The 14099-nt window shown below is 65.1% G+C and carries 11 protein-coding genes; 5 read left to right on the top strand and 6 right to left on the bottom strand.

The genetic code is table 11. From position 1 onward, the window contains the following. The first annotated feature begins 24 nt into the window (after positions 1-24). From ACFX5Q_RS05725 to ACFX5Q_RS05740, 4 genes are all read left to right on the top strand, one after another. Positions 25-1635: an ABC transporter substrate-binding protein gene (locus tag ACFX5Q_RS05725; RefSeq protein ID WP_404276069.1), complete on the top strand. Its 1611-nt coding sequence runs from the start codon at positions 25-27 to the stop codon at positions 1633-1635. A gap of 86 nt (positions 1636-1721) precedes the next feature. Then, entirely contained in the window at positions 1722-2672 is a 951-nt protein-coding gene (locus tag ACFX5Q_RS05730) for an ABC transporter permease (RefSeq protein ID WP_404276071.1), read from the top strand. Then, positions 2669-3520, top strand: coding sequence for an ABC transporter permease (locus ACFX5Q_RS05735; RefSeq protein WP_404276073.1), 852 nt, complete (start codon positions 2669-2671; stop codon positions 3518-3520). Before ACFX5Q_RS05730 ends, ACFX5Q_RS05735 begins: the two co-directional genes overlap by 4 nt. Further along, complete coding sequence (locus ACFX5Q_RS05740) at positions 3517-5172, top strand: ABC transporter ATP-binding protein (protein WP_404276075.1); 1656 nt, start codon at positions 3517-3519, stop codon at positions 5170-5172. Before ACFX5Q_RS05735 ends, ACFX5Q_RS05740 begins: the two co-directional genes overlap by 4 nt. Positions 5173-5275: 103 nt before the next feature. On the opposite strand, the gene ACFX5Q_RS05745 is transcribed toward ACFX5Q_RS05740, so the two are convergent. After that, a complete protein-coding gene (locus ACFX5Q_RS05745; protein ID WP_127407051.1) occupies positions 5276-5752 on the bottom strand; it encodes an Lrp/AsnC family transcriptional regulator in 477 nt (158 codons plus the stop codon). Between the two features lie 223 nt (positions 5753-5975). On the opposite strand from ACFX5Q_RS05745, the gene ACFX5Q_RS05750 reads away from it, so the two are divergent. After that, positions 5976-7301 (top strand): NAD(P)/FAD-dependent oxidoreductase, encoded by a 1326-nt coding sequence (locus tag ACFX5Q_RS05750; RefSeq protein WP_404276077.1) that lies wholly within the window; start codon positions 5976-5978, stop codon positions 7299-7301. Between the two features lie 43 nt (positions 7302-7344). Here the strand turns inward: ACFX5Q_RS05750 and ACFX5Q_RS05755 are convergent, their stop codons facing one another. The 5 genes from ACFX5Q_RS05755 to ACFX5Q_RS05775 form a co-directional block, all read right to left on the bottom strand. Next, the gene (locus tag ACFX5Q_RS05755; RefSeq protein WP_404276079.1) at positions 7345-8712 is read right to left on the bottom strand and encodes an FAD-dependent oxidoreductase; all 1368 of its coding nucleotides are present in this window, start codon (positions 8710-8712) and stop codon (positions 7345-7347) included. Then, positions 8709-9011, bottom strand: coding sequence for a (2Fe-2S)-binding protein (locus tag ACFX5Q_RS05760; RefSeq protein ID WP_404276080.1), 303 nt, complete (start codon positions 9009-9011; stop codon positions 8709-8711). Before ACFX5Q_RS05760 ends, ACFX5Q_RS05755 begins: the two co-directional genes overlap by 4 nt. Further along, the gene (locus ACFX5Q_RS05765; RefSeq protein WP_404276081.1) at positions 9008-10993 is read right to left on the bottom strand and encodes a hydantoinase B/oxoprolinase family protein; all 1986 of its coding nucleotides are present in this window, start codon (positions 10991-10993) and stop codon (positions 9008-9010) included. Before ACFX5Q_RS05765 ends, ACFX5Q_RS05760 begins: the two co-directional genes overlap by 4 nt. Before the next feature lie 4 nt (positions 10994-10997). Further along, positions 10998-13076, bottom strand: coding sequence for a hydantoinase/oxoprolinase family protein (locus ACFX5Q_RS05770; protein ID WP_404276083.1), 2079 nt, complete (start codon positions 13074-13076; stop codon positions 10998-11000). A gap of 90 nt (positions 13077-13166) precedes the next feature. Beyond that, positions 13167-14072 (bottom strand): LysR family transcriptional regulator, encoded by a 906-nt coding sequence (locus tag ACFX5Q_RS05775; protein WP_404276085.1) that lies wholly within the window; start codon positions 14070-14072, stop codon positions 13167-13169. Between the last annotated feature and the right edge of the window lie 27 nt (positions 14073-14099).

Consider the following 14099-nt stretch of genomic DNA (forward strand, 5'->3'; position numbering starts at 1 on the left):
CAAACAAACAGAAAGGGGAATAACATGACCGACAAGATCACGAACTGGACCAGCGCAGACGATGCCATGGTCGAAAACGCCATTCGGCGAGGCGCGAGCCGCCGCGAGCTTCTCAAGATGCTGTTGGCCGGCGGCGCCGCGGTTGCCGCGGGCAGCGTGGTGCTTGGCCGCGCCACTGATGCCGTCGCCGCCGAGCCGGTTTCCGGCGGAAATTTCAAGGCGGCCGGCTGGTCGTCATCGACCGCCGACACGCTCGATCCTGCAAAGGCGTCGCTCTCCACCGACTATGTCCGCTGCTGCTCGCTCTACAACCGCCTGACTTTCCTCGACAAGGATGGCGTCACGCAGATGGAACTGGCCGAGAGCTTCGACAGCAAGGACGCCAAGACCTGGACCGTGAAGCTGCGCAAGGGCGTCGCGTTCCACGACGGCAAGGACCTCACCGCCGACGACGTCGTCTACTCGCTGAAGCGCCATCTTGATCCGGCGGTCGGTTCCAAGGTCGCCAAGATCGCCGCCCAGATGTCCGGCTTCAAGGCGGTCGACAAATCGACCGTCGAAATCACGCTCGCCGACCCGAATGCCGACCTGCCGACCATCCTGGCGCTGCATCACTTCATGATCGTCCAGGACGGCACCACGGACTTCTCCAAGGGCAATGGCACCGGCGCCTTCGTGCTCGAGACATTCGAACCGGGCGTGCGGTCGGTGGTCACCAAGAACAAGAACTACTGGAAGTCGGGCAAGCCCTACCTGGACTCCTTCGAGTTCATCGCCATCAGCGACGACAGCGCCCGCGTCAACGCCCTGCTTTCCGGCGACATCAATTTTGCGGCTTCGATCAATCCGCGCGCGATGAAGCTCATCGGCGGCCAGCAGGGCTTCGAATTGTCGAAGACGACCTCGGGCAACTACACGGACCTGAACATCCGGCTCGACATGGATCCCGGCAGCAAGGCCGACTTCGTGGCCGGCATGAAGTATCTCGTCAACCGCGAGCAGATCGTCAAATCGGCATTGCGCGGCCTCGGCGAAATCGGCAACGACCAGCCCGTCTCGCCGGCGAATATCTTCCATAACGCCGACGTCAAGCCGAAGGCTTTCGACCCGGACAAGGCGAAGTTCCACTTCCAGAAGGCAGGCCTGCTCGGCCAGTCTATCCCGGTGATCGCTTCCGACGCCGCGACCTCGTCGATCGACATGGCGATGATCATCCAGGCCGCCGGCGCGGATATCGGCATGAAGCTCGACGTCCAGCGCGTTCCGTCCGACGGCTATTGGGACAATTACTGGCTCAAGGCGCCGATCCATTTCGGCAACATCAATCCGCGCCCGACGCCGGACATCTTGTTCTCGCTCCTTTACGCGTCCAACGCGCCGTGGAACGAAAGCCAGTACAAGTCCGAGAAGTTCGACAAGCTGCTCATCGAGGCGCGCGGCCTGCTCGACCAGGCCAAGCGCAAGGAGATCTACGGCCAGATGCAGGCTATGGTCTCCGAGGAGGCCGGCACCATCATCCCGGCCTACATTTCCAACGTGGATGCCCTCTCCAGCAAGGTGAAGGGTTTGGAGGCGAACCCGCTCGGTGGCATGATGGGCTACGCAATGGCGGAATATCTCTGGCTCGAAGCCTAGGAGAAGCCTGCCGGGGGCCGGTCAGCCGGTCCTCGGCACTGCATTGCGCAAGATTGCTTGGCCGAACAACCGGAGGGAGCGCTTCCATGAAGTCTGGGGTTCTGAACCTCGTGCTGAAGCGGCTGGGGATCGCGGTCGTCACGCTTTTGATCGTCATGTTCGCCGTGTTTTTCGCCACCAGCATGCTGCCTGGCGACACCGCGTCGATCCTGCTCGGCCAGGCGGCGACTCCGGAAGCGGTCGCTGGCCTGCGCGAGGCCATGCATCTCAACGATCCAGCGATCCTGCGCTTCCTGCGCTGGCTTCTTGGCTTACTTCACGGCGACCTCGGCACCTCCTACGCCAACGAGATGCCAGTCGCGACGCTGATCGGCGGGCGCCTGGTCAACACCATGAAGCTCGCCGGCATCACCACGCTGCTCTCGGTGCCGCTGGCGCTGACGCTCGGCATCACCGCCGCGATGCTGCGTGGCTCCGTCTACGACCGCACCGTCACTGTTCTCTCGATCGGTATCATCTCGGTGCCGGAATTCATGGTCGCGACCCTCGCCGTCCTGCTTTTCGCAGTCTATCTCAAATGGCTGCCGGCATTGTCCTCGGTCAATGAAGCGCATTCGCTGACCGATCTCGTGCGCATCTATGCGATGCCGGTGATCACGCTCACCTTCGTCATCTCCGCCCAGATGATCCGCATGACCCGCGCCGCGGTGATCGAAACGCTCTCCACGCCTTATGTCGAGATGGCGCTTCTGAAAGGTGCCTCGCGCGGCCGCATGGTGCTGAGGCACGCGCTCCCCAATGCGCTCGGGCCGATCGTCAATGCGGTCGCGCTTTCGCTGTCCTATCTGGTCGGCGGCGTCATCATCGTCGAGACGATCTTCAACTATCCCGGCATCGCCAAGCTGATGGTCGATGCCGTCGCCACCCGCGACCTGCCGCTGATCCAGAGCTGCGCGATGATCTTCTGCCTCGGCTATCTCTTCCTCATCACAGCCGCCGACGTCGTCGCCATCATGTCCAACCCGAGGCTCAGATGACGATAGCGCGCGTGACAACCTCCCGACGGTCCTTCCTGGGCCACAGCTACAGCCTCGTGGGCGTCGTGGCCGCGCTGGTCATCCTGGCTTGGACGCTCGTCGCGATCTTAGCGCCCTACGTCATTCCCCATTCGATCGGCGACATTGTCGACGACGACTATTTCGGCCCGATGCGCCAGGGACTGTGGCTCGGCTCGGACTATCTGGGGCGTGATATGCTCTCGCGAGTTCTGATGGGCGCCCGCTACACCGTCGGCATATCGCTTGCCGCCGTCTCCATCGCCTGTTTTTCGGGCGTCGTGCTGGGGATGATCGCGGCCGTCACCGGTGGCTGGCTCGACACCTGCCTCAGCCGCTTCCTGGACGCCATGAACTCCATCCCCAGCAAGCTGTTCGGCCTTGTGGTCGTCGCTGCGGTCGGCTCGTCGATCCCGGTGCTGATCCTGACGCTCGCCGTCATCTACATCCCCGGCGCCTACCGCTTCGCGCGCGCGCTCGCCGTCAACATCAACACCATGGACTTCATCACCGTCGCGCGCGTCCGTGGCGAGAGCACAGTCTATCTCATCGGGTCCGAGATCCTGCCCAACATCATCCGCCCGGTGCTGGCCGACTTCGGCCTGCGCTTCGTCTTCATCGTGCTTTTGCTCTCCGGCCTGTCCTTCCTGGGGCTCGGCCTCCAGCCCCCGCTCGCCGACTGGGGCGCGCTGGTGCGCGAGAACATCGGCGGCCTGCCCTTCGCGGCCCCCGCCGTCATCGTGCCCTCGCTGGCCATCGCCAGCCTCACCATCAGCGTCAACCTGCTGATCGACAACCTGCCGCAGAAGATCAGGGACCGGGACGCATGAGCAATCTCGTCGAGGTCAGGAACCTGAAGATCGAGGCGAAGACCGACTCCGGACGGCTTGTCGAGATCATCAAGGGCGTCAGCCTCGACATCGCCGACGGCGAGATCGTCGCCCTGATCGGCGAAAGCGGCTCCGGCAAGACCACGGTGGCGCTTTCGCTCATGGGCTATGCGCGCCCCGGCTGCCGGATCACCGGCGGCGAGATCAACGTGAACGGCAAGAACATGGCAGCACTTTCCGAAAAGGAACGTGCCAGGCTGCGCGGCACCGATATCGCCTATGTTCCGCAAAGTGCCGCCGCCTCCTTCAACCCCTCATCCACGATCATGGAGCAGGTGATCGAAGTCACACGGATCCACAAGCTGATGCCGCCAGAGCGGGCCCGCCAGCGCGCGGTCGAGCTGTTCAGGGCCTTGTCGTTGCCGGATCCGGAAGGGATCGGCGCCCGCTATCCGCACCAGGTTTCGGGCGGGCAGTTGCAGCGGCTGTCGGCGGCCATGGCGCTCATCAGCGATCCCAAGCTGGTCATCTTCGACGAGCCGACGACGGCACTCGACGTGACGACGCAGATCGACGTGCTGAAGGCCTTCAAGTCGGTCATGCGGGCGGGCGGGGTAGCGGGTGTCTATGTCTCCCACGACCTCGCGGTCGTTGCACAGATCGCCGACCGCATCGTGGTGCTGAAAGGCGGCGAAGTGCAGGAGACCGGCACTACGGCGGCTATCCTTTCGGCTGCCCAACATCCCTACACGCGCGAACTGCTGGCCGCCTTCGAACCGAAGCCGCGGCAAGCGCATGCGGACGCGGATGCCGGGACAAAGCAGCTGCTGCGCATCGACAATGTGACGGCAGGTTATGGCGCGGTGCGGGCTGACGGACTGCCACTTATCCGCGCGGTCGATTCCGTCAGCCTGGTCGTCGAGAAGGGGCGCAATCTCGGGGTCATCGGCGAATCCGGTTGCGGAAAATCGACGCTGGCGCGCGTCATCGCCGGCATCCATCCGGCGGCGGCCGGCGACATCGTCTTCGACGGCAAGGATCTGCAACGCTCCGCCAGGAAACGCAGCCAGGACCAGCTGCGCGAGATGCAGATCGTGTTCCAATATGCCGATACCGCGCTCAATCCGGCGAAGCCCGTGGAAGACATCATCTCCCGCCCCCTGGCCTTCTATCACCGGCTCGACAGGCAGGCGCGCTCGAAGCGCGTCGACGAGTTGCTCGATATGGTGCGCCTGCCGAGAACGCTGCGCTACCGGCACCCATCGGAGCTCTCTGGCGGCCAGAAGCAGCGGGTGAACTTCGCGCGCGCCCTGGCGGCCAACCCCAAGCTCATCATCTGCGATGAAATCACCTCGGCGCTCGATACAGTGGTAGCGTCCGCAGTGATAGAGCTGCTCAAGGAATTGCAGCGCGAACTGGGACTCTCCTACATCTTCATCAGCCACGACCTCTCCGTGGTCGAGGCCATCTGCGACGAGATCATGGTCATGTATAATGGGGAGCGGGTGGAGCAGATCACACCCGACAAGCTGACGGCGCCAACCCACCCCTATTCCAAGCTTCTGTTCTCCTCAGTGCCGAAGCTCGACCCGACCTGGCTCGACGGCCTCGTCCGCGACCCCGAGCTCGTCAGCCAGTACGGACACCGATAGAGCGGTTCGCCGTTTTACGGAAACGGCGAACCGCTCTATCTCTTTGTTTTTGACGCAATTCCGGACGGAAAACCGTTTCACACTTTTTCTGGAATTGCTCTAACTACATCGGAAACAGGCTGGGCAGCGGCATGTGCGCCTTGACGATGGGCGACTTCAGCACCACGAAGCTGAAGTATTTGTCGATGCCGATATCCATGTCGGTCAGCCGCTCCATGATCGTCTGGTACTCGCCGATGCCGGCGGTCACGAATTTCATCAGATAGTCGTAGCCGCCCGACACGAGGTGGCATTCGATGACCTGGTCGATCTTCTCCACCACGGCGAGAAAGCGGGCGAAGTCCACCTGGCGATGGTTCTTCAAGGTGATTTCGGTGAACACGGTCAGCGTCTGGCCAAGCTTGCCGATGTTGACCTGCGCAGAATAGCCTTCGATGTAACCTTCCGACTGCAGTTTCTTGACCCGCATCAGGCACGGGCTTGGCGACAGATGCACCAGATCAGCCAGTTCCACATTGGTGATGCGGCCGTTCTTCTGCAATTCGTGAAGAATCTTGATGTCGATCCGATCCAGTTTCACGGCCGTCTCCGAAGATCGCATGCCACAGCACAAAATGCTGCCGTACTAATTTCCATCGACACTACCACAGCCCGCTGGCCTGTCCAACCGAGCGGGCACCGCTTTGAAACGCAGCGACTCCCGATTTCAGCCTGGTTGCCGGAATAAAATTCTGCTTCGACCTCAACTGCAGCAGCGGCTGCCTGCGCAACGCGCTAGATTGGCGCTTCAAGGTAGAGAGACCATGCGCGCGCCGCTGCAGCAAATCGAGACATCTGGCCAACTGCCACAGTCCGCGGACGCGGTGGTGATCGGCGGCGGCATTGTCGGTGTCTTCGCGGCCTACTATCTGGCCAGGCGCGGCATGAAGGTCGCGCTTGTCGAAAAGGGACGCATCGGCGCCGAGCAGTCCTCCAGGAACTGGGGATGGTGCCGCCAGCAGAACCGCGACGCGCGCGAGCTGCCGATGGCAACCCGCAGCCTCGATCTGTGGGACAGCTTCGCGACGGAAACCGGCGAGGACACCGGATTTCGCCGTTGCGGCCTGCTCTATCTCAGCAATGACGAGGCGGAACTGGCCGGCTGGGCGCGCTGGCGTGACTTCGCCAGGACGGCGGGCGTGACCACGCACATGCTCGACAGCGCTGGGGCCAGCGAGCGGGGCCGCGCCACGGGCCGGACCTGGAAGGGCGGCGTCTTCTCGCCGAGCGACGGCACCGCCGACCCGTCGCGCGCAGCGCCCTCGGTCGCCCGTGCCATCCTCAAGCTCGGCGGCACCGTGCACCAGAATTGCGCTGCGCGCGGTATCGAGACCGAGGCCGGCCGCCTGAGCGGCGTGGTCACGGAAAGCGGAACCATCCGGACCAAGGTGGCGATCCTGGCCGGCGGCGCCTGGGCCTCCTCGTTTTGCCATCAGTTCGGCTTCCGCTTTCCGGAGGCGTCGATCCGTTCCTCCATCCTGTCCGTCTCGCCCGGCGCTGAAGGTCTGCCGGATGCGCTGCACACGGCAAGGATCTCGGCCACGCGTCGCAGCGACGGCGGCTACACACTCGCCATAAGCGGACGCGGCCGCGTGGATGTGACGCCGCAGCAGCTGCGTTTCTCGTCGCAGTTCCTGCCGATGTTCCTGAAGCGGTGGCGAAGCCTCGCGCCAGGTGGGCTGCAGGCCATGCGCTCGGGCCACGAAACGCTCCGACACTGGCGGCTTGACCAGCCGACGCCGATGGAGCGGATGCGCATCCTCGATCCTGTTCCGGATAGGGCGACGATCCGCCTGACCCACGCCCGGGCTCTCGAACTGCTGCCGGCTCTGCGCCAGACCAGGATCAGTGCGGCCTGGGCCGGTTACATCGACAGCACGCCGGACGGCGTGCCTGCCATCGGTGAGATCCACACCGTTCCCGGTTTCTTCCTGGCTGCCGGATTTTCGGGGCACGGGTTCGGCATCGGGCCCGGCGCCGGCCATCTCGTCGCCGATCTGGTGACCGGTTCGGAACCGATCGTCGATGCGACATCCTATGATCCACGGCGCTTCGAGGCGTCGGCCTGGGGCAAGGTCGCCGACTTCTAGAGAGCGGCAGAACCCCACCTCCGTTAGCGATGTGACGTTCGCATCAGCCATCTCGAAGAAAAGCACCCACGGGCGCCGGGCGGACAGGGGCCTGCCCGCGGAACCGGCCGACAGCGTCGGGTGTGCAGCCGGCTTGCGCCGCGACGAGTTCGACGGCAGCCAACTGGCAGTAGCGCCCCTGGCATCGCCCCATGCCGACACGTGAGAGGGATTTCACCCTGTTAGCCTCGCCGCCGCCGAAATCCGCGCTCTCGCGCACGGCTTTGGCACTCACATTTTCGCAGCGGCAGACGACCGCGTCGTCGGGCAGTGCCCGCACCATTTCGTCCGGCCAGGGGAAGGCGCAAGCCAGTCCACGGGCAAAGCGCCCGAGCCTCGCGAGCTTGCGCAGATCGGCGCTGGCGGAAGGCTCCGGATGTCCGAGATCGGCAAGGCATGCCGCCGCCGCGAGACGTCCAGCGATTTCTGCGCCGTCCGCACCCAGAAGACGAACCCCATCGCCCGCAAGATAGACTCCGTTGCCGGCCCGACCCATCTCGTCGCTCTTTGGCAGCCATTGCCGCCACTCCTCGTCATAGGTGAAGGCGCATCCCACAAGGTCGGCCAGATGCGTTTCCGCACGCAGGTGCCAGCCCATGCCGATCATGTCGCATGGGGTCCGGCGCTCCCGACCTCCGGCGTCGCGCCAGCGCATCGCTGTGACACCCTGCCCGTCGGCCTCGATCCGTTCGAGCGTCACGCCCGCATGGTAGCGGCCGCCGAGCCGCGCCCGCAAGGCCAGACCGCGCAGCGCGACGAGCGGCCGGGCGGCAAGCTTCCAGAGCCCCCGCATCTGCTGATGCCAGGGAGAGGTGTCCAGGACCGCTGCCACATCGGCTCCAGCCTTGACGAGCTGGGCGCCGACCAGCGTCAGCAAAGGCCCCGACCCCATCAGTACGATCCGCCGCCCAAGCGCCACGCCCTGCGCCTTGAGCGCGATCTGTGCCGCGCCAAGGCTGTAGACGCCGGCGCTCTGCCAGCCCGGGACCGGAGCGACACGGTCGGATGCGCCGGTCGCAAGGATCAGGCGGTCATAGAGGATCACCTGCACGCCACACTCTCCCAGCACGTGCAGCCGACCCTCCTGCACTGCGATGACCGAGTTCGCCGCGCAATGTGTAAGGCGCCCCGGTTTGGCCAATCGGTCGAAGAGCGCATGCAGGGCGCCCGCCTTCGCCGCCTCCGACCCGTAGAGTTGCTCCGCTGTGCGGGTAAAACCGGCAGGCGGGCGCCGATAGATCTGGCCGCCTGCGCGCTGCCCTTCGTCGATCACCACCGGGTGGAGCCCGGCCTCTACCAGCGTCGCGGCGGCCCTTATGCCGGCCGGACCGGCGCCCACGATCACGATCCGCGGCGGTAAGGTCTCGCTCACGGCCAGCTCTCCGGCTCCGTTGTGCGCAACCGCATGCCTTCCCTGATAAGTGCCGAGCACGCCCGCATGCGCGGTCCCTCGTCCTGCCACACCCAGCAATCCTGGCAGGCTCCCATCAGGCAGAAACCGGCCCGCGGCTCGGGTCCGAACTCGGACTTTCGCAACGCGTGCCCTGAAGCCAGCATGGCGGTCAGCACGGTGTCGCCCGCCAGTGCAGTACGCATCTGCCCGTCGAGAAAGAAATGCAGCTGCGCACGGTCGCGCTCGGCCAGCCGAACGATGCGGCCGGCCGTGATCATTCCGCTGCCTCTCGCACCGGGCCAGGACGAGGCAATTCGGGGAACCGTTCGCAGACCGCATCGAACGCCGCCTGGACGCCCTCCGGCCCCGAGCGCCCCTTCATGCGACGGAAGATCTCCGTCTTGGCGAAGAACCGCCAGTGGATCGGCAGGTCCCTTAGTATGGCGGTGAGCCGGTCATAGGCGGCCGGCGTCCATTGCGCTTCGTAGCCCTCACGCTCCAGACCGAAATGGAAATGGCCGGGGGCCGGCCGCTGCCGCGCGCGCAGCCTTTGCGTCGCCTGTTCGTCGACTTGGCCGCCGCGGATGACGACGCCATAGTCGCGTTCGGCAGCAGCCGGCGAGACATAGCCGCGCCGCACGTCCTGCACGACCTGCCAGGGCTCACGCTCATGCGGATCGCCGCGCCCGCCGCCTCCGGCGGAGCGGATATCGAGCACGTCGCCAGGCTGCAGGACCGCAGTGTCGATGTTGCCCAGCCGCCGCTCGTGCTCGGTCCCCGGATTGACGACCATGTCCGACAGGCCGGCCGCCTTGCCGCCCAGCACGCCCCAGGGACGAAAGAAGCTGCGGTCGCGGTTGCGCGCCGTGATCCTGGAGTCGGGGGCGAAGACACGGAAGGCCATCTCGGTCGCCAGCCCGCCGCGCCAACGGCCCGCACCGCCGCTGTCCCTGGCGAGCCCGTATTTCACGAACTCGACCGGGGTCTCGGTCTCGGTGATCTCGATCGGCGTGTTCTTGAGATAGGCGGCATCGGCGCCCGATCCGTTGGTCCCATCGCGATGCGGCATCGCGCCGCCGCCGCCCACCACGGGGTTCACCGCCGTGATGATGGTCCGGCTCGTCCGCTCGTCCGTGGTCATGACGTTGACGATGCAGTTGTTGCCGGCTGGAGCCGCAGGCAGGCGCTCCGGTACTGCTTGCGAGAAGGCGCCGAAGATGACCGACCGCAGCCGGGCGCAGGTGAGCGAGCGCATGCCCACCGCGGCCGGGTGGACCGGATTGAGCACCGAACCCTGGGGCGCGATGCAGGTGAACGGCCGGGTAAGGCCCGTGTTGAGCAGGATCTTCGGGTTGAGCGTGTAGAGCACATAGTAGACGCCCACCAGCAGCATGGTGTGGCGCGGGTCACCGCCGGAAGGCACGTTGAGCGACGAGCCGAGCTGCGGATCGGACCCGGTGAAGTCGAGCACTGCTTCGTCGCCCCTGATTGTCAGCGTCAGCTTAAGCCGGCAGGGATTGGCCTCGACCGAATCCTCGTCGGCATAGTCAGCGAATTCCCAAGTGCCGTCAGGCATGGAGCGCAGCACGTCGCGCGCCTGCGCTTCGGCATGGTCGAGAAGAGCGCAAACGCCTTCGATGAAGCCGGCCTTGCCGAACTTCCTCACCATCGCCTGGATCTTGCGCTCGCCGGTGTTGAGCGCGCCGACCAGCGCCTTGATGTCGCCGATGTTGAGGTCGGGCTTGCGCACATTGGTGCTCATGATCCGCAGGATCGTCTCGTCGAAGACGCCCTCCCTCACCAGCTTCATCGGGGGAAAGCGGATGCCTTCCTGATGGATTTCGGTCAGCGCCCGGCTGAGCGAAGCCGGCACCGCCCCGCCCATGTCGGTGTTGTGGATGTGCCCCCCGGTCCAGGCGACAATCTCACCATCGACGAAGACCGGTTTCCACAGATGCGTGTCGGGCGCGTGCGTGGCGACGTGGCCGGAATAAGGATCGTTGGTGAAGGCGACGTCGCCTGGCCGGTAGTCGTCGACCATCGCGATCGCACGGTGATACGTAAGCCCCGGATACCAGGTGGCGCCGAGCTCCATCGGCACGGCGAAGGTCGCCCCCGAGCGGTCCATCAGCATCACCGTGAAATCCTGCGTCTCCTTGACGAAGGCGGAGTGCGCGGTGCGGTGCAGCGTGTGGGCCATGTTCTCGGCCGCCGCGCGGGCATGGTTCGCCAGAACCTGCAGGTTTGTCCGGTCAAACAAGGCATCACTCCGGGAAGGTCAGCAGAAGATTGAGATGGCGGTCGACCCGTGCCTGGGTTCCGGCGGGAATGGCAAAGGTCGTGTCTTCCTGCACCACCACGGCAGGCCCGAGGAACGTGCTGCCCGGCACGAGAATTTGCCGGTCGTGGAGGTCGATGGTCTCGACGCTCACGCCCGTGTAGACCGGGAGCCGGCGCGCCGGAATGGCCGGGGCGTCGATCGCATCGACCTCCGGGAAGAAGAGTTTCGGCCCCGCGCCTACGGCGGACAGCCGGACATTCACAAGCTCGATCTCGCCGTCAGGGTCGTGGAAATCGTAGAGCTGCTCATGGGTGAGATGGAAGGCCTGCTCGATGGCGGCCACATTGCCGTCCGTCAGCCATTCCGGCAGAAGGACGACCTCGATCTCATAACTCTGCCCGACATAGCGCATGTCGCAGGAAAGACTGAGTTCCGCCGGTGCGTCGTGCCCCTGCGCCGCAAGCCAGTCGCGACCCTCACGCGCGAGGGCCTCGAAGGCCTCGCGAATTCCTGCAAGCGACATGCCCGATAGCGGGCTGAAGACGGTGCGAATGAAGTCCCCGCGCAGGTCCGCCACCAGCCCGCCCAGCGCCGACACCACGCCGGGACGCCGGGGCGCCATGACACGCTTCATCCCAAGCTCGCGTGCAAGGAAGGCGCCAAGCATCGGACCGCCGCCGCCGAAAGGCATCAGCGTGAAATCGCGCAGGTCCACGCCGGCCCGCGAGGCGAGCTTCTCGACCTCGACGAACATTTCCGACACCGCGATGTCGAGGATCGCCTGCGCGGTCTGCTCGACCGCCCGGCCGAGCCGGGCCGCAAGCTCGCCAACCACGCGATGCGCCAATCCAGTATCGATCCTGAGCTGGCCATAGGCCATCTCGCTGTGACCGAGCCATCCGCACACCACCATGGCGTCCGTCACCGTCGGCTGCTCGCCGCCACGGCCGTAGCATGCCGGTCCTGGCGTCGAACCGGCCGACTCCGGCCCGACACGCAGTACCCCTTGCGCGTCGACACTGGCGATCGAGCCGCCACCGACACCGATCGAGCTCACCGACACAGAGGGGATGTGCAGCGGAAATTCGCCGATCAGTTCACCGGTGCCGAACTGCGCTTCGCCGCCGATGATGAGCGCAAAGTCGGCCGAGGTCCCGCCGATGTCGAGGGTAAGAACCTTGTCTTCGCCTGCCTGACGCGCCAGCCATGAGGCACCGATGACGCCGGAGGCCGTTCCCGACAGCAGCATGTTGACGCAGGCGTGCTTGCCTTCGGCAGCGTTCATCAGCCCACCATTCGACTTCGTCAGCATGGGGCGGGCTGGCGCGCCGAGACCCTTCAGCCGCACTTCCAGCGCCGTCAGATAGCCTGCGACACGCGGATGGACATAGCCATTGAGAATGGCCGTCGAGCTGCGCTCGTATTCGCGGATGACCGGCCACACCTCGGCCGAGGAGAAAACGAAGAGGTCGGGCGCAAGACGCGCGATCGTCGCCTTGACGGAGGCTTCCTGCGCGGCATTGCGCCAGGAATGGAGGAAGGACACGATGATACCTTGCGCCCCGCTTGCCTTCGCCACTGTCACCGCCCTCTCCACCGCCGCCATGTCCGGTGCCTGGGATTCGCTTCCATCGGCACGCATGCGGACCGGAATGCCGAAAACCATGTCGCGCGAGATCAGCGGGTCCGGCCGCGAGCAGAACAGCGAATACATGTCCGGCATTCGCAGCCGCGCGAGTTCGATCACATCCTCGAAGCCGGCATTGGTGAACAGCGCCAGCGGCGCGCCCTTGCGCTGGATGATCGTGTTGATGCCGACGGTCGTTCCGTGCACGAAGCGCGTCATGCGCGTAGGATCGAAGCCTTCGCGTTCGGCCAGAAGGGTGAGGCCCGTCATCAACTCGGCACCCGGATCTTCCGGCGTCGTCAGCACTTTCAACGAGGCGACCCGACCGGAACGGGCTTCGAGCGCGCAGAAATCGATGAATGTCCCGCCGATATCGACGCCGACCTTCCAGTCGGCCCCGTTCTGCGCTGCATCCGCCGCGATGGCACTGTCCATGATGCGTCCCTTCCTGTCTGCCAACGCAAAGCTGGCACGACCGGACGGTCCGGGTCCAAGACGTATGACGGGCAAGGATATAAGTCTTGCTTATGCCCTTGTGCCGTCTTCGCCCAGGACGGCGGAACAGGCCGTACGGATTTGCTCGCGCATCATCTCATCAGCCCGCGAAAGAGCCCGGGTGCGCGAGGTCAGCAGCGCGATCGGAAATTGCGTCCCCGCCGCGAGCGGCCTGACGGCAAGCCCGGCAAACTGGTGCCACGGCAGCAGCGCGTCGACGAGGCCGATGCCCAGACCGGCCTGGACGAAGCCGACCGCGGAGATGGATACGTCGATCTCGAGCGACGGCGAAAGCGCCACACCCTGCGCGCGGGCCGCATGGGCCAGTTCGTCGGCGGGACGGGTGTTTCCGCGATAGGATATCAATTCCTCGCCGACGAGATCGGCGAGCGTCAGCTCGGTTTTTCTGGCCAACGCATGCGCGGCAGGGAGCAGGCATGAGAAGCCGACGCTGCCGATCACTTCCGCCTCGATATCGGGAGGCAGGCGGTCGTCCATGGCCACGCCGAGGCTGGCATCGCCGGCGCGCAGCATGTCGATGATCGCGGCGATCGGCGCCATATGGGAACGCAGCAAAATATTGGGATGTTGCGCCCGGAATCCGGTGAAAGCGCGCGGCAATATCGCCATGGCCGGCGGTGGCGAAGCCGCGACCCGCACCAGCCCAGTCCGGCCGAGACGCAAGTCGGTGGTTTTGCGGCGCAAGCCTTCCAGCCCAGCCGACAGCCTCTCGGCGTCGGCGAATATCTCAAGCGCCTCCGGGGTCGGCCGTAGCCGGCCCTTGACCCGCTCGAACAGCGTGAAGCCGAGTTCGTCTTCGGTGTGGAGCAGGATCTGGCTCAAAGCAGGTTGGGAGATGTTCAGCATCCGCGCCGCGGCGGTGACTGTACCCGCGCGCATGACGGCGATGAACACTTCGAGCTGCCGCGCCCGCATTGCCACTCCATAGGTAAAGCTTATGGT

It is taken from the genome of Mesorhizobium sp. IMUNJ 23033, from assembly GCF_044778005.1.
GTDB lineage: Bacteria > Pseudomonadota > Alphaproteobacteria > Rhizobiales > Rhizobiaceae > Mesorhizobium > Mesorhizobium amorphae_A.